27 protein-coding genes and 1 pseudogene are annotated in these 14,180 nt (G+C 68.4%); all 28 read right to left on the bottom strand.

Annotated features, from left to right (window positions below; genetic code table 11):
* Positions 1 to 3 precede the first annotated feature (3 nt).
* Complete coding sequence (locus E6G06_19480) at positions 4 to 945, bottom strand: DNA-directed RNA polymerase subunit alpha (GenBank protein ID TML86947.1); 942 nt, start codon at positions 943 to 945, stop codon at positions 4 to 6.
* 45 nt (positions 946 to 990) lie between these two features.
* Positions 991 to 1,614 (bottom strand): 30S ribosomal protein S4, encoded by a 624-nt coding sequence (gene rpsD, locus E6G06_19485; GenBank protein ID TML86948.1) that lies wholly within the window; start codon positions 1,612 to 1,614, stop codon positions 991 to 993.
* Positions 1,614 to 2,012 (bottom strand): 30S ribosomal protein S11, encoded by a 399-nt coding sequence (gene rpsK / locus E6G06_19490; GenBank protein ID TML86949.1) that lies wholly within the window; start codon positions 2,010 to 2,012, stop codon positions 1,614 to 1,616. The genes rpsD and rpsK overlap by 1 nt, the downstream gene beginning before the upstream one ends.
* A complete protein-coding gene (gene rpsM / locus E6G06_19495; protein ID TML86950.1) occupies positions 2,012 to 2,389 on the bottom strand; it encodes a 30S ribosomal protein S13 in 378 nt (125 codons plus the stop codon). The genes rpsK and rpsM overlap by 1 nt, the downstream gene beginning before the upstream one ends.
* A 9-nt stretch (positions 2,390 to 2,398) precedes the next feature.
* Positions 2,399 to 2,512, bottom strand: a complete 114-nt coding sequence (rpmJ, locus tag E6G06_19500; protein TML86951.1) for a 50S ribosomal protein L36 — start codon at positions 2,510 to 2,512, stop codon at positions 2,399 to 2,401.
* Between the two features lie 5 nt (positions 2,513 to 2,517).
* Positions 2,518 to 2,742: a translation initiation factor IF-1 gene (gene infA / locus E6G06_19505; protein TML86974.1), complete on the bottom strand. Its 225-nt coding sequence runs from the start codon at positions 2,740 to 2,742 to the stop codon at positions 2,518 to 2,520.
* Between the two features lie 114 nt (positions 2,743 to 2,856).
* Positions 2,857 to 3,615, bottom strand: coding sequence for a type I methionyl aminopeptidase (gene map, locus E6G06_19510; protein TML86952.1), 759 nt, complete (start codon positions 3,613 to 3,615; stop codon positions 2,857 to 2,859).
* Positions 3,616 to 3,623: 8 nt separating this feature from the next.
* Positions 3,624 to 4,286 carry an adenylate kinase gene (locus E6G06_19515; protein TML86953.1) on the bottom strand — a complete coding sequence of 221 codons (663 nt, stop codon included), beginning with the start codon at positions 4,284 to 4,286 and terminating at the stop codon, positions 3,624 to 3,626.
* Positions 4,287 to 5,591 (bottom strand): preprotein translocase subunit SecY, encoded by a 1,305-nt coding sequence (gene secY, locus E6G06_19520; protein ID TML86954.1) that lies wholly within the window; start codon positions 5,589 to 5,591, stop codon positions 4,287 to 4,289. It lies immediately after the preceding gene.
* Between the two features lie 66 nt (positions 5,592 to 5,657).
* Positions 5,658 to 6,146, bottom strand: coding sequence for a 50S ribosomal protein L15 (locus E6G06_19525; GenBank protein TML86955.1), 489 nt, complete (start codon positions 6,144 to 6,146; stop codon positions 5,658 to 5,660).
* A 27-nt stretch (positions 6,147 to 6,173) separates the two neighbouring features.
* Positions 6,174 to 6,386 carry a 50S ribosomal protein L30 gene (gene rpmD, locus E6G06_19530; GenBank protein TML86956.1) on the bottom strand — a complete coding sequence of 71 codons (213 nt, stop codon included), beginning with the start codon at positions 6,384 to 6,386 and terminating at the stop codon, positions 6,174 to 6,176.
* Positions 6,386 to 6,934, bottom strand: a complete 549-nt coding sequence (locus E6G06_19535) for a 30S ribosomal protein S5 (GenBank protein ID TML86957.1) — start codon at positions 6,932 to 6,934, stop codon at positions 6,386 to 6,388. Before E6G06_19535 ends, rpmD begins: the two co-directional genes overlap by 1 nt.
* Positions 6,934 to 7,299 carry a 50S ribosomal protein L18 gene (locus E6G06_19540; GenBank protein TML86958.1) on the bottom strand — a complete coding sequence of 122 codons (366 nt, stop codon included), beginning with the start codon at positions 7,297 to 7,299 and terminating at the stop codon, positions 6,934 to 6,936. The genes E6G06_19535 and E6G06_19540 overlap by 1 nt, the downstream gene beginning before the upstream one ends.
* Entirely contained in the window at positions 7,296 to 7,835 is a 540-nt protein-coding gene (locus tag E6G06_19545; GenBank protein ID TML86959.1) for a 50S ribosomal protein L6, read from the bottom strand. Before E6G06_19545 ends, E6G06_19540 begins: the two co-directional genes overlap by 4 nt.
* Positions 7,836 to 7,839: 4 nt before the next feature.
* A complete protein-coding gene (gene rpsH, locus E6G06_19550) occupies positions 7,840 to 8,244 on the bottom strand; it encodes a 30S ribosomal protein S8 (GenBank protein TML86960.1) in 405 nt (134 codons plus the stop codon).
* A 13-nt stretch (positions 8,245 to 8,257) separates the two neighbouring features.
* Positions 8,258 to 8,443, bottom strand: coding sequence for a type Z 30S ribosomal protein S14 (locus E6G06_19555; GenBank protein TML86961.1), 186 nt, complete (start codon positions 8,441 to 8,443; stop codon positions 8,258 to 8,260).
* Positions 8,443 to 9,027 (bottom strand): 50S ribosomal protein L5, encoded by a 585-nt coding sequence (gene rplE, locus E6G06_19560; GenBank protein TML86962.1) that lies wholly within the window; start codon positions 9,025 to 9,027, stop codon positions 8,443 to 8,445. The genes E6G06_19555 and rplE overlap by 1 nt, the downstream gene beginning before the upstream one ends.
* Positions 9,027 to 9,332 carry a 50S ribosomal protein L24 gene (locus E6G06_19565; GenBank protein ID TML86963.1) on the bottom strand — a complete coding sequence of 102 codons (306 nt, stop codon included), beginning with the start codon at positions 9,330 to 9,332 and terminating at the stop codon, positions 9,027 to 9,029. The genes rplE and E6G06_19565 overlap by 1 nt, the downstream gene beginning before the upstream one ends.
* Positions 9,333 to 9,701: a 50S ribosomal protein L14 gene (gene rplN / locus E6G06_19570; protein TML86964.1), complete on the bottom strand. Its 369-nt coding sequence runs from the start codon at positions 9,699 to 9,701 to the stop codon at positions 9,333 to 9,335.
* Positions 9,698 to 9,982, bottom strand: a complete 285-nt coding sequence (rpsQ, locus tag E6G06_19575) for a 30S ribosomal protein S17 (GenBank protein TML86965.1) — start codon at positions 9,980 to 9,982, stop codon at positions 9,698 to 9,700. Before rpsQ ends, rplN begins: the two co-directional genes overlap by 4 nt.
* Complete coding sequence (locus E6G06_19580; protein TML86966.1) at positions 9,975 to 10,199, bottom strand: 50S ribosomal protein L29; 225 nt, start codon at positions 10,197 to 10,199, stop codon at positions 9,975 to 9,977. The genes rpsQ and E6G06_19580 overlap by 8 nt, the downstream gene beginning before the upstream one ends.
* On the bottom strand, positions 10,199 to 10,537 hold the full coding sequence (gene rplP, locus E6G06_19585) for a 50S ribosomal protein L16 (GenBank protein ID TML86967.1): 339 nt from the start codon (positions 10,535 to 10,537) through the stop codon (positions 10,199 to 10,201). Before rplP ends, E6G06_19580 begins: the two co-directional genes overlap by 1 nt.
* Positions 10,538 to 10,578: 41 nt before the next feature.
* Positions 10,579 to 11,520, bottom strand: coding sequence for a 30S ribosomal protein S3 (gene rpsC, locus E6G06_19590; protein ID TML86968.1), 942 nt, complete (start codon positions 11,518 to 11,520; stop codon positions 10,579 to 10,581).
* Positions 11,521 to 11,802: 282 nt separating this feature from the next.
* Positions 11,803 to 12,204 (bottom strand): annotated as a pseudogene (locus E6G06_19595) (50S ribosomal protein L22).
* A 107-nt stretch (positions 12,205 to 12,311) separates the two neighbouring features.
* Positions 12,312 to 12,590, bottom strand: a complete 279-nt coding sequence (rpsS, locus tag E6G06_19600; GenBank protein TML86969.1) for a 30S ribosomal protein S19 — start codon at positions 12,588 to 12,590, stop codon at positions 12,312 to 12,314.
* 21 nt (positions 12,591 to 12,611) lie between these two features.
* Entirely contained in the window at positions 12,612 to 13,448 is an 837-nt protein-coding gene (gene rplB, locus E6G06_19605) for a 50S ribosomal protein L2 (protein TML86970.1), read from the bottom strand.
* A gap of 9 nt (positions 13,449 to 13,457) precedes the next feature.
* The gene (locus tag E6G06_19610) at positions 13,458 to 13,748 is read right to left on the bottom strand and encodes a 50S ribosomal protein L23 (protein TML86971.1); all 291 of its coding nucleotides are present in this window, start codon (positions 13,746 to 13,748) and stop codon (positions 13,458 to 13,460) included.
* A partial coding sequence (gene rplD / locus E6G06_19615; protein TML86975.1) for a 50S ribosomal protein L4 occupies positions 13,745 to 14,180 on the bottom strand: 436 nt, incomplete at its 5' end. The genes E6G06_19610 and rplD, both read right to left, overlap by 4 nt.

Below are 14,180 nucleotides of genomic sequence, written 5' to 3' on the forward strand. Positions count from 1 at the left end.
GGCCTAGCCCTCCTTCACCCGCAGCGACAGGCCCCGCTCGTCGAGCTTCTGGATGACCTCGTCGAGTGACTTCTGGCCGAAGTTGGTGATGGCGAGCAGGTCGTCCTCGGTCTTCTCCACCAGCTCCCCGACGGTGTTGACCTGGGCGCGCTTGAGGCAGTTCCGGGGACGCTCGGAGAGGTCGAGGTCCTCGATGGGGTGGTCGAGGTCGGGCGAGCCGCTCGCGACGGACCCGACGTCGCCCAACTCGAGGCCCTGGGGCGCCTCGCTCATGTCCGCCACCAGACCGACGAGTGAGCGCAGCGTGTCGCCCGCCGAGGCCAGCGCCTCCTTGGGTGAGATCGAGCCGTCGGTCTCGATGTCGAGCGTGAGGCGGTCGTAGTTCGTTGCCTGCTCGACGCGGGTCGGCTCGACGCTGAACGCGACCCGGCGCACGGGCGAGAAGATCGAGTCGACGGGGATGACCCCGATGGTGGTCGACTTCTTGTTGCGCTCGGCCGACACGTAGCCCCGACCCCGCTCCACGGTGATGTCGATGGCCAACCGGGCCTTGCCGTTGAGCGTGGCGATGTGCAGCCCGGGGTTGAGCACCTCCACGTCGGCCGTGAGCTGGATGTCGCGCGCCGTCACCTCGGCCGGGCCCCTCGCATCGAGGCGGAGGGTGACGGGTTCGTCGGCCTCCACCGTCAGCACCAGGTCCTTGAGGTTGAGCATGATGTCGGTGACATCCTCTTTCACCCCGGGGATGGTGGCGAACTCGTGCAACGAGTCGTCGAAGCGCACCTGGGTGACGGCTGCACCGGGGATCGACGACAGCAGCGTGCGCCGGAGCGAGTTGCCGAGGGTGTGGCCGAAGCCGGGCTCGAGCGGTGCGATGTCGAACCGCTGACGGTTGCCTTCGGCCTCGCCCAACGGCTCGACCGTCGGGCGCTGAATGATCAGCATTGTGAACCTTCCTTCGCCGCCGGCGTCCCGGCGGCCACGCGGGGGCTACTTGGAGTAGAGCTCGACGATGAGTGACTCGCGCACCGGCACGTCGATGTGTTCTCGCAACGGGAGATCGCGCACGGTGGCCACGAGGCCTTCGCCGCTCTTCTCGAGCCACGGCGGCACGCTGCGGTCGATGGTGTCGATGTTGTGCCGGACGACGATCATGCTGCGCGACTTCTCGCGCACCTCGACCGCATCGCCCTTGCGGACCTGATAGCTGGGGATGGTGACTCGACGCCCGTTCACGTTCACGTGCCCGTGGCGCACGAACTGGCGGGCCTGGGCCCGGCTGGCAGCCCACCCCGCCCGGTAGACCACGTTGTCGAGACGCTGCTCGAGCATGCGCAACAGGTTCTCGCCCGTGATGCCGCCCTGCCGGTTGGCCTCGGCGTAGACGTTGCGGAACTGCTTCTCGAGCACGCCGTAGATGCGACGCGCCTTCTGCTTCTCGCGCAGCTGGAGCAGGTACTCCGACTCGCGGATGCGACCACGGCCGTGCTCACCCGGCGGGTACGGGCGGCGCTCGATCGGGCACTTCATCGAGTCGCACTTGGGGCCCTTGAGGAACAGCTTCATCTTCTCGCGCCGGCACAGGCGACACGCGGGACCGGTGTAGCGCGCCATCAGACCCTCCGCCGCTTCGGTGGGCGGCAGCCGTTGTGGGGGATGGGTGTGACGTCCTTGATGCCCGAGACCTCGATCCCGGTGTTCTGCAGCGAGCGGATCGCGGTCTCGCGACCCGAGCCCGGGCCCTTCACGAGGACGTCGACCTTGCGGACGCCGTGCTCCATGGCTCGCCGCGCACACGCCTCGGCGGCCAGCTGGGCCGCGAACGGCGTCGACTTGCGCGAGCCCTTGAAGCCGACGTTGCCCGCCGACGCCCACGCGAGCACGTTTCCCTCGAGGTCGGTGATGGAGACGATCGTGTTGTTGAACGAGCTCTTGATGTGGGCGACGCCGTAGCTCACGTTCTTGCGCTCGCGGCGGCGGGGCCGCCGGCCACCTGGCTTGGGCTTCGGCATTACTTACGAACCTTCTTCTTGCCGGCGACGGTCTTCTTCGGGCCCTTGCGGGTGCGGGCGTTGGTGTGGGTGCGCTGTCCGTGCACCGGCAGCCCGCGGCGGTGGCGGATGCCCTGGTAGCAGCCGATCTCGATCTTGCGCTTGATGTCCTGGGCGACGTCGCGACGCAGGTCGCCCTCGACCTTCAGGTTGGAGTCGATGTCGTTGCGGAGCCGCGAGACCTCTTCGTCGGTCAGGTCACGGACGCGGGTGGACATGTCGATCCCCGCGCGCCGGCACACCTCCTGCGCCCGGGTGCGCCCGATGCCGAAGATGTAGGTGAGGGCGATCTCGAGCCGCTTCTCGCGGGGGATGTCGACGCCTGAGATACGGGCCACTGCGCGCTCCTAGCCTTGCCGCTGCTTGTGCCGGGGGTTGGGGCAGATCACCATGACGCGACCTCGCCGACGGATGACCTTGCACTTCTCGCAGATCCGCTTGACGCTGGGACGAACCTTCACGGGCCCTACTTGTACCGGTAGGTGATCCGACCCCGGCTGAGGTCGTAGGGGGTGAGCTCGACCTGCACGCGGTCGCCCGGGAGGATCCGGATGTAGTGCATCCGCATCTTGCCCGAGATGTGGGCCAGCACCTTGTGGCCGTTCTCCAGCTCGACGCGGAACATGGCGTTGGGGAGGGGCTCGACGACCGTCCCCTCCAGCACGATCGCGTCTTCCTTGGGCTTGGGCAGGTGAGGCTCCTTCGAGAAAAGCAGGGGTCCGGCGGGAAACTGTGGACAAAACGGCGGGACTGCGGCGGCGCGAAGAAGGTGCGGCCCAACCGCTCGCCAACCGGGCATCCTAGCTCAATCCGGCACCGTGAGCACCTCAGGCCCGTCGTCGGTGACTGCGATGGTGTGCTCGAAGTGGGCGCTCAGGCTCCCGTCGGTGGTGACCACCGTCCACCCGTCCTCGAGCAGGGTCGTCTCCGGGTCGCCTGCGTTGACCATCGGCTCCACCGCGAAGACGTGGCCGACCTTGATCTTGATGCCCCGGTTGCCGGGGGGCTTGTAGTTGGGGATCTGCGGGGGCTCGTGCATGGCGGTGCCGATCCCGTGGCCCACGTACTCCCGGACGACAGAGAACCCTGCCCCCTCGGCCACCGTCTGCACCGCCTCGCCGATGTCGTAGAGCCGGCTTCCGTCTCGGATCCGCTCGATGCCCGCATCCAGGCTCTGCCGGGTGACCTCGAGCAGCTTGTGGGCCTCGGCGCTGATCTCGCCGACGGGGATGGTGACGGCGGCGTCACCGTGGTAGCCCTCGATGATGGCCCCGCAGTCGAGCGAGAGGATGTCGCCCTCGCGCAGGCGGTAGGGCCCCGGGATGCCGTGCACGATGACGTGGTTGGGCGATGTGCAGATCACGGCAGGGAAGGGGTTGTCCGCCGGGCCGTAGCCGAGGAAGTTGGAGCGGGCCCCGCGGCGCTCCAGCACCTCGCGGGCCACCCGGTCGATCTCCTGGGTGGTGACCCCCGGACGGGCGGCCGCGGTGCAGCGCTCGTGCATCTCGGCCACGACCCGACCGGCCCTGCGCATCTTGGCGATCTCGTCCCGGCTTCTACGCATGGCAGCTCCTACGCATGGCGCATCCTCGCGTCGATGGCCTGGATGATTCGGGCGGTGACCCGCTCGGTCGCGCCGACCCCGTCGATCGACACCAGCTTGTCGCACCCCATGTACCAGGCGATGAGGGGCTCGGTCTGCTCCTCGTAGAGGCGAAGCCGCCGCTTGATCGCGTGCTCCGTGTCGTCTTCGCGCTGGATGACCTTTCCCCCGCACCGGTCGCAGGTCCAGTCGTCCCGGGGCGGCGTGTCGACGCTGTAGTTGGTGCCGCAGTCGACGCAGACCCGCCGGCCGGCCAGCCGCTTGAGCACGACGTCGGTCGCCACCTCGATGTCGATCACCAGGTCGATGCCCCGGGGACCGAGCATGCGGTCGAGCGTCTCGGCCTGCTGCACGTTGCGCGGGTAGCCGTCCAGGAGAAAGCCGCGCTTCGTGTCGTCCTTGGTCAGCCGCTCGCGGACCAGCCCGTTCACGACGTCGTCGGGCACCAGCTCACCGGCGTCCATGAACTCTTTGGCCTTCCGGCCGAACTCGGTGCCCGACTTGGCGGCCGCACGGAAGATCTCGCCCGTCGAGATGTGCGCGATCACGTAGTGGCGTGACAACGACACACACTGCGTCCCCTTCCCCGCCCCCTGTTTGCCGAGCAGCACCAGCCTCGCTCCGGGGACCACCTATTTCAGGAATCCCTCGTAGTTCCGCATCATGAGCTGGCTGTCGATCTGCTTCATCGTCTCGAGAGCCACGCCGACCGAGATCAGGATCGTGGTGCCACCGAACGGGAAGTTCTGCACGCCCCGGACCGCGAGGACGATCTGGGGAATGATGGCGATGGCGGCGAGGAACAGCGAGCCCGGCAGGGTGATGCGGTTGAGGATCTGACCCAGGTACCGCTCGGTCGGAGGACCGGGCCGGATGCCGGGGATGAACCCACCCTGCTTTCTGATGAGGTCGGCCTGCTGGTGCGGGTCGAATGTGATGGCCGTGTAGGAGTACGTGAAGAAGATGATCAGCAGACCGTAGATGGAGATGTAGATGAAGTTGTCCGGCCGCAACAGGTTGTTGTTGATGAAGTTGCTGATGCCCTTCCATTGGATGACGTTGGAGAGCAGCACGGGGAAGTAGAGCACCGAGCTGGCGAAGATGATCGGGATGACGCCCGCCGAGTTCACCTTGAGTGGGATGTAGGTGCTCTGACCTCCGTACATCCGCCGCCCTACCTGGCGTTTGGCGAACTGCACCGGGATCCGACGCTGGCCCTGCTCGACGAACACGATGGCCACGATCATCGCCAGGCCCATGATCATCACGACGGTGAAGAGCGCGAAGCCGGCCGTGGCCTTGATGTTCGCGAACTGCGCAGGCATCGTGCTGACCACGTTGGTGAAGATGAGCATCGACATCCCGTTGCCGACCCCCCGTTGGGTGACGAGCTCGCCCATCCACATCACAACCGCGGTGCCTGCGGTGATGGTGAGGACGATCAGCGCCACGTGGGGCACGTCGAAGTTCGGGATCAGGCTCTCGCCGTTGGGCAGCTGAGTGGTGCCGCCCCGGCCGAAGAGGATGCCGTTGTTCATCTGGTAGGCGATGCCCGTGGCCTGGAGGATGGCCAGGCCCACCGTCATGTACCGGGTCCACTGGGTGATCTTCTTCTGCCCGACCGCGCCCTGCTTCTGCCACTGCTCGATCTTCGGGATGACCACCGCCAGCAGCTGCATGATGATCGAGCTGGTGATGTACGGCATGATGCCGAGGGCGAAGACCGCGATGCGCGTGAGCGCCCCGCCCGAGAACAGGTTGAGGAAGCCCAGCACGCCCGTCTTCGACTGGCTCTCCAGGTCCTTCACCGCAGCGAAGCTCACTCCCGGGACGGTGACGTTCGCGCCCAGGCGGTAGACGGCGATGATGAACAGGGTGAAGAAGATCTTGTTCCGCAGGTCCGGAACCTTGAACATGTTTTTCAGGCTGCTGAACACGGGCGGACCTCAGCGGGCGGGTTCGTGGCGATGCTGGCTGTGTGGCGATGCTGGCTGTGGAGCGGACTAACGGTTGGTGAGCGCGTTCCCCTTCGCCGGCGGACGACCGTGGCCGAACGGCGGAGGCAGGATCTCAACGCTACCGCCTGCGGCGGTGATGGCCCGCTCGGCCGACGCGGAGATGGCGTGCGCCTTGACCTGCACCGCGCGTCCGATTTGACCCCGGCCGAGCACCTTCACCAGGCCCTGCTTGTGCACGAGGCCCCGGGCCCGCAGGGTGTCGGGTGTGATCTCGTCGCCCTCCATCGAGTCGAGGGTGTCGAGGTTGACCACCGCGTACTCCACCCGGAAGGGGTTCTTGAAGCCCTTGAGCTTGGGGATCCGCAGGCTGAGGGGCGTCTGCCCGCCCTCGAAGCCGGGAGGCACGCTGCCCCGGGCGCCCTGGCCCTTCATGCCGCGCCCGCCGGTCTTGCCGCCCTTGCCGCCGATGCCGCGCCCCACCCGCCGGCCCGGCCGGGCCGACCCCGCGGGCGGCTTCAGGTCATGAACCTTCACGGGTGCACCAGCCTGTGCTCATGGAGCTCACTTCATCTCCTCCACGCGGATCAGATGGGGAACGCGGGCGATCATTCCCCGGGTGTCGGGGCGGTCGGGCAACACGTTCGTCTTGCCGATGCGACCCAGCCCGAGCGCGCGGAGGGTCCCACGGTGCTTGGGCTTGGTGCCGATCGCCGACCGCACCTGGGTCACCTTCACGGTGGCCGGCGCCTTCTTGCTGCTCTTGGCCGGTGACATCACGCCACCTCGGTGGGCGCGTGGGGACCGCGCTCGCTCTCGCGGTAGGCGCGCAGCACGCCTGAGGGCGTGACCTCTTCGGGTGTCTTGCCGCGCAGCGCCGCAACCTCGTCCGGCCGCTTCAAGCCCCGCAGGCCGGCGATGGTGGCGTGGGCCACGTTGATCCCGTTCGACGAGCCGAGCGACTTGGCCAGGATGTCGTGCACGCCGGCCGCCTCGAGGATGGCGCGCGCCGCGCCGCCGGCGATGACGCCGGTGCCGGGCGCGGCCGGCTTCAGCAGCACCCGTCCCGCGCCCCGCTCGCCCAGGATGGGATGGGTGATGGTGCTGCCCGCGAGCGGTACGGCGAAGAGGTTCTTCTTCGCCTCCTCGATGCCCTTCTGGATGGCGGCGGGCACCTCCTTCGCCTTGCCGTAGCCGAGGCCGACCTTGCCCGCGCCGTCACCGACCACCACCAGGGCGGTGAACGAGAAGCGCCGTCCACCCTTCACCACCTTGGCGACACGGTTGATGTTGATGACGCGCTCTTCGTACTGACCTTCTGCCATTACAGCTCCAGACCTGCTTCGCGGGCGGCGTCGGCGACCGCCGCCACCCGTCCGTGGTAGAGGAAGCCGCCGCGGTCGAACGTGACCCGCTCGACGCCGGCGGCCTTGGCCCGTTCCGCCACCAAGCGTCCGATGGTGACCGCCGCGTCCTTGTTGGCCGTGGGCCCGGCGCGCAGGTCCGCCTCGACCGTGCTGGCCGCGGCGAGCGTGTGCCCGGACAGGTCGTCGATGACCTGCGCGGTGATGTGACGGTTCGAACGGAACACCGCGAGGCGCGGCCGCTCGGCCGTGCCGCGCACCTTCTTCCGCACGCGGTGGTGGCGCCGCAGACGCGCCTGCCGCTTGTCGTTGGCCGAGATCGTCATTTCGCGGCCTTTCCTGCCTTGCGGCGCACGACCTCACCCGCGTACCGCACGCCCTTGCCCTTGTAGGGCTCGGGCTTGCGGATGCGGCGGATGTCGGCGGCCACCTGGCCCACGACCTCCTTGTCGATCCCCTGCACCGAGATGCGCGTCGGTGCCGGTACCTCGAAGGTGATGCCGTCGGGGGCGTCGACGGAGATCGTGTGACTGAAACCGAGCGCGAGGTCGACCTTCGACGGGCCCTGAGCCGTCGCCCGGTAACCGACGCCGACGATCTCGAGGTCCTTGCGAAAGCCCTCGGTGACGCCCACGACCATGTTGTTGACGAGCGAGCGGGTGAGCCCGTGGAGGGCCCGGTGCATGCGCTCGTCGCTCGGGCGCTCGACGAGCAGCACCGCTCCGTCCTGGCGGACGGTGATGTCGGGCGGCAACGAGCGCGACAGCGAACCTCGGGGCCCCTTGACCGTGATCTCGCGGCCACCCAGGGCGACCTCGACGCCCGACGGGATGTTGATCGGTGATCGTCCTACACGCGACATTCGCTCACCACACGTAACAGAGGACCTCGCCGCCGACGCGGCGCTTGCGCGCCTCGCGGTCGGTCATGAGGCCCTGGCTGGTGGACAGGACGGCGACGCCGAGGCCGCCGAGCACGCGGGGGAGCCGGTCGGCCTTGATGTACACGCGCAGACCCGGCTTCGACACCCGGCGCAGTCCCGAGATGCTCGGCACGCGCTCCGACGTGTACTTCATCGTCACCTCGAGCGTGCGACCCGGACGCGTCGAGTCGTCGTTCACCTGGTAGCCCGCGATGTAGCCCTCGCGCTCGAGGATGGCGGCCAGCGCCTCCTTGAGCTTCGACGAGGGCATGCGCACGAAGTCGTGCTGGGCCACGTTGGCGTTGCGCAGCCGCGTGAGCATGTCGGCGATGGGGTCGGTCATCGTCATGTGCAGCCTCCCCTCACCAGCTCGCCTTCGTCACGCCCGGCACCTCGCCCGCGTGCACCATCTCGCGGAGGCAGATGCGGCAGAGCGCGAACTGGCGATAGACGGCGCGTGGCCGTCCGCAACGGCGGCAGCGGGTGTAGCCCCGCACCTTGAACTTGGGCTTGCGCTGCTGCTTCTGGATCAATGCCTTCTTGGCCATTACTGCGGCTGTCCTTCGCGTCGGAACGGGAAGCCGAAGGCGTCGAGCAGGGCTCGCCCCTCGGCATCGGTACGGGCGGTGGTGACGATGGTGATGTCCATGCCCCGGGTCGCGTCGACCTTGTCGTAGTCGATCTCGGGGAAGATGAGCTGCTCGGTGACACCGAACGTGTAGTTGCCGCGTCCGTCGAAGCTGGTCGGCGAGAGGCCGCGGAAGTCGCGGACGCGGGGGATGGCGAGGCTGATGAGCCGGTCGAGGAACTCCCACATGCGATCGCCTCGCAGCGTGACCTTCGCCCCGATGCTGTTGCCCTCGCGCAGCTTGAAGCCGGCGATGGACTTGGTGGCCTTGGTGACGAGCGGCTTCTGTCCGGTGATGACGGTGAGGTCGGCGACCGCTCCCTCCAGCAGCGACGGCTGACCGGTCGCCCGTCCGACGCCCATGTTGACCACGATCTTGTCGAGGCGGGGCACCTGCATGATGTTGGCCAGGCCCAGCCGCTCCTTGAGCTGATCGCGGAGCTGGTCGTCGTAGCGCTGCTTGAGCCGCGGCCGCTCGCGCGTAGCGGTGTCATCCGGCGCCATCAGACCTCGTCCCCGCACTTCTTGCAGATGCGGAGCTTGCGCCCCTGCGCGTCGAACTTGTAGCCGACACGCGAGCGCCCGCACGTCTTGCACACCAGAGCCACCGCCGACACCGGCAGCGGCATGTCCTTGTCGATGATGCCGGCCTGCAGGGTGGCGCGCCGTTGCTTCTGGTGCTTCTTGACGATGTTGACGCCCTCGACGATGACCTTGCCCTTGTCGGGCAGGGCGCGCATGACGTCGCCTTCCTTGCCTCGGTCCTTGCCTGTGAGCACGACCACCCGGTCGCCCTTGCGCAGTTTCACCTACAGCACCTCCGGTGCCAGCGAGACGATCCTCATGAACTTCTTGTCGCGCAGCTCGCGTCCGACGGGCCCGAAGATGCGGGTACCGCGGGGCTGGAGCTGCTCGTTGATCAGCACGGCTGCGTTCTCGTCGAAGCGGATGTACGACCCGTCGGGCCGGCGCTTCTCCTTCTTGGTGCGCACGACGACGCATCGCACCACGTCGCCCTTCTTCACGGCGGCGCCGGGAATCGCGTCCTTCACCGTGGCGACGAACACGTCGCCGATCGACGCGTAACGACGCTTCGACCCACCGAGCACCTTGATGCAGAGCACCTCCTTGGCTCCCGAGTTGTCCGCGACCCGAAGCCGCGTCTCTTGTTGGATCACTTCGCCCTCTCGAGGACCTCGACGATTCTCCACCGCTTGAGCTTCGAGAGCGGCCGCGTCTCCTGCACGCGCACCCGGTCGCCGACCCGCACGTCGTTGAGCTCGTCGTGCGCGTAGATGCGCTTGGTGCGCTGCACCGTCTTGTTGTAGCGGGGGTGGCGGACGCGCTCGACCACGGAGACCACCGCGGTCTTGTCCATGCCCGCCGATTGCACCGTGCCTTCGCGCACCTTGCGCCGATTGGGCCGCGAAGCGGGGCCGCTGCTCGGCTCGTCAACCATTCGAGCTCTCCTGTTGTTCCGCCTCGGCGATCTCGCGCTCGCGGAGGATCGTGTGCAGGCGGGCGATGTCCTTGCGCACGGCGTTCAGGCGGGAGTAGTTGTCGAGCTGTCCGGTCACGTGCTGGAAGCGAAGGTTGAACAGCTCCTGCTGAGCCGAGGCCAGGTTGTCGAGAAGCTCCTGGTCGTCCATCTCGCGCAGCTCGGCGCTCCCCGGCATCAGATGTCCTCCGAGCGGGTCACGAACTTCGCCTTGATCGGGAGCTTCTGGATGGCCCGGCTCAAGGCCTCCTTCGCCAGCGTCTCGTTGACACCCGCGAGCTCGAACATGATCCGGCCCGGCTTCACGACCGCGACCCAGTGCTCGGGGTTGCCCTTGCCCGAGCCCATCCGCGTCTCCGCCGGCTTCTCGGTAACCGGCTTGTCGGGGAAGATGTTGATCCAGACCTTGCCACCGCGCTTGATGTGACGGGTCATGGCGATGCGGGCGGCCTCGATCTGGCGGGCCGTGATCCAACCGGGCTCCAGCGCCTGGATGCCGTAGTCGCCGAAGGTCACCTGGGTGCCGCCCTTGGCGCTTGGGCATCAACATGACGCGGTCACTCCTCGTCCGAGCGGAAGTGAGGCGTCTCGTGGGGCTGGCGGGTGCGCCGCTCGATCTCTTCCTCTTCGGCCAGGAGCCGCTCGAGCTCGGGATCGGCCTCGCGGATGACAGGCGCCATCTCCTCGGTGGTGCCCGGCTCCTCGCTCGGGGACGGCCCCGGCTCGGCCGGCGCCGCGCCGGGCTCGGGTTGATCGGGCCGCCGGCGTCCGCCACCGGCCGAGATCACCCGGCGGGGCCGGACCTGGCCCGACGTCTCCCCCACGGCCATGGCGGCCTCGCGGCTGATCTTGTCCTCCGCCGACGTCTTGTAGGGGAGGATGTCGCCTTTGTAGATCCACACCTTCACGCCGATGCGACCGAACGTCGTGCGCGCCTCGCGGAAGCCGTAGTCGATGTCGGCCCGCAGGGTGTGAAGGGGCACCCGACCCTCGCGGTACCACTCGCTGCGCGCCATCTCGGAGCCGCCGAGGCGGCCCGAGCACTGCACCCGGATCCCCTGCGCGCCGGCTTTCTGCGCGGTCTGCACGGCCCGCTTCATCGCCCGGCGGAAGCTCACGCGCCCGGCGAGCTGGTCACCGACACCCTGGGCGATGAGCGCCGCGTCGAGCTCGGGCTGCTTGATCTCCTGGATGTTGAGCTGGACCTTGGGGTTGTGGGTCATCTTCGCCAGATCGGTGCGGAGGCGGTCGGCCTCGGCGCCGCGACGCCCGATCACGATGCCCGGACGCGCGGTGTGGACGTCGATGCGCAGCCGGTCGCGTGTGCGCTCGACCTCGACCCGGCTGATGGCGGCGTGGGGCAGCTGCTTCATCAGGTAATCGCGGATCCTGTAGTCCTCGATCAGGTAGTCGCGGTACTCGCGATCGCTGAACCACCGCGACTTCCAGTCGGTGGTGACTCCCAGCCGGAAGCCGTAGGGGTTGACCTTCTGACCCATCTATTCCTCCTCGTCCTTCGCCGGCGAGCCTTCCGGCTCGTCGCCTCCGGACGACTCGTCGGTCGCGCGGTCATCCTGCACGGCCTCCCGGGCCGTGCCGCCATCCTCGACCGCCTCGGATTCGGTCTCCGTCTCGGTCTCGGCGTCGGTCTGCTCGAGCTCCGGCGCGTCGTCGGCCGGGACGGCGTCGGCCGCGTCGGTGAGCTCGTCGGTCTCCACCAGGTCCGCGCCCTCGACGTCCTCGGGCGTGCCCGCGTCGGCGCGGCGCCGGCGGGTGCGCGTGCGCTCCGCCGCCGCCTTCTGCCCCGCGATCCGGCGGCGGCGCGCCGCGGATGCGGCGGTGTCGGACGAGCGCCGCCGCTGCAGCTCGACGTCCGGAAGGCGGCTCACGATCACGGTGATGTGGCACGTGCGCTTGCGAATCCGCGTGGCCCGGCCCCGCGCACGAGGCCGCCAGCGCTTGAGCGTGGGACCTTCGTCGGCGTAGCAGGCCGAGACGTAGAGCTCCTCCGGCTCGTGCAGCTCGTGGTTCTTGGCCGCGTTGGCGACGGCCGCGTTGAGGAGCTTGCCCACCACGAGAGCCGCATCTCGTTCGCAGAACTTCAGGATGTCGACGGCCCGGTCGACGTCGTGGCCCCGGATGAGGTCGAGCACCTGCCGCACCTTGTACGCCGAGATCCGCATGTAGCGGGCACGCGCCCGCGCGCCCCTTGGCTGCTCGGCCGTGACTGGCAGCCGCTTCACACCCGGTCGCGCGGCCGGGTACTCGTTGAGCTTGGGCCCGGGCACGCCTACCTCCGCCCCGCCCGTTCCTGGCCCGCGTGGAACCGGAACGTGCGCGTCAGCGCGAACTCTCCGAGCTTGTGCCCCACCATCGACTCGGTGACGTAGACCGGCACGTGCTTGCGGCCGTCGTGCACGGCGATGGTGTGGCCCACCATGTCGGGGATGATCGTGGAGCGCCGCGACCACGTCTTGATCACGCGCTTCTCGTTGCGGGTGTTGAGGTCGTCGACCTTCTTGAGCAGGTGCTCGTCGACGAACGGTCCCTTCTTCAGACTTCGAGGCATCTCTCTGCTTTCATGGCCGGTTCACCGGCGCGAGCCGCGCGTGCGGCGGCGCCGGATGATGAGCTTCTGGCTCGGCTTGTTCTTGTCGCGGGTGCGGCCCTCGGGCTGGCCCCACGGCGACACCGGATGGCGCCCACCCGACGACTTGCCTTCGCCGCCGCCCAATGGGTGGTCGACCGGGTTCATGGCGACGCCGCGCGTCTGTGGGCGCACGCCCTTCCATCGGTTGCGGCCCGCCTTTCCCAGCGAGGTGAGCTCGGCCTCCGGGTTGCCGACCTCACCGACGGTCGCCCGGCAGTCGATCGACACCCGGCGCATCTCGGTGCTGGGCAGCCGCAGGGTGGCGAAGTCTCCCTCCTTGGCCACGAGCTGGATGCTCGACCCCGCGCCGCGGGCCATCTTTCCCCCCGCGCCCGGCTTGAGCTCGACGTTGTGCACGGTCGTCCCCACCGGGATGTAGCGGAGCGGCAGCGCGTTGCCGGGCCGGATCTCCGAGCCCTGGCCGCTCTGCAGCATGTCGCCGACCTTCACCCGGGCAGGGGCGATGATGTAGCGCTTTTCGCCGTCGAGGTAGTGGAGCAGCGCGATGCGGGCGTTGCGGTTGGGGTCGTACTCGATGGCCGCCACCTTGGCGGGCACGCCGTCCTTGCTGCGCTTGAAGTCGACGATGCGGTAGCGCTGCTTGTGGCCGCCCCCGCGGTGCCGGGCCGTCTTCTTGCCTCGGTTGTTGCGCCCACCCGACTTGGGCTTGGGCGCGAGCAACGATTTCTCCGGCGTGGACTTCGTGATCTCCGAGAAGTCGGAGACGGTCTGGAACCGTCGACCGGCGCTCGTGGGCTTGCGTTTGCGGAGGGGCATTCGACCGGCCTAACTCTCGAACAGCTCGATGCGGTCGCCCGCGGCGAGCGTGACGATGGCCCGCTTCGTGTCGGACCGCTTGCCGAAGGTGAAGGTGCGGCGGTTGCGCTTCCGCTTCCCCTTGCGGTTCAGCGTGTTCACCTTGGTGACGCGCACGTTGAAGATGCTCTCCACCGCCTCGCGGATCTGGAGCTTGTTGGCATCGGGCGCGACGACGAACGTGTACACACCCGCGTCGAGCAGCCCGTAGGACTTCTCGCTCACGACGGGGCGGATGATGATGTCGCGTGCGTCGCTCATGCATCCTCCGTATCGGTCACGGACGGCAGCGTGGCGCGGGTGAACACGACCCAGTCGTTGCACAGCACGTCGTAGGCGTTGAGCTCGTTCGCCAGCAGCAGCTGCACGTCGGGAAGGTTGCGGAACGACTTGATCACCGCTTCCTCGTGGGGTCCTACGACGACGAGCACCTTGCCCTCCCACCCGAGCTCGCCGAGCGCCTCACGTGCCAGTCGCGTCTTGGGCTCGTCGAAGTCCCACGACTCCACGACCGCCACCCGGCCTTCGCGGGCCCGGTCGCTGAGCGCAGAGCGCAACGCCAGCTGCACCATCTTCTTGGGGGTCTTCTGCCGGTAGCTCCGCGGCTTCGGGCCGAGGGCCACACCGCCACCGGTCCACTGTGGCGAACGGCTCGAGCCCTGGCGGGCCCGGCCCGTGCCCTTCTGCCGCCAC

It is taken from the genome of Actinomycetota bacterium (assembly GCA_005888325.1).
GTDB lineage: Bacteria > Actinomycetota > Acidimicrobiia > Acidimicrobiales > AC-14 > AC-14.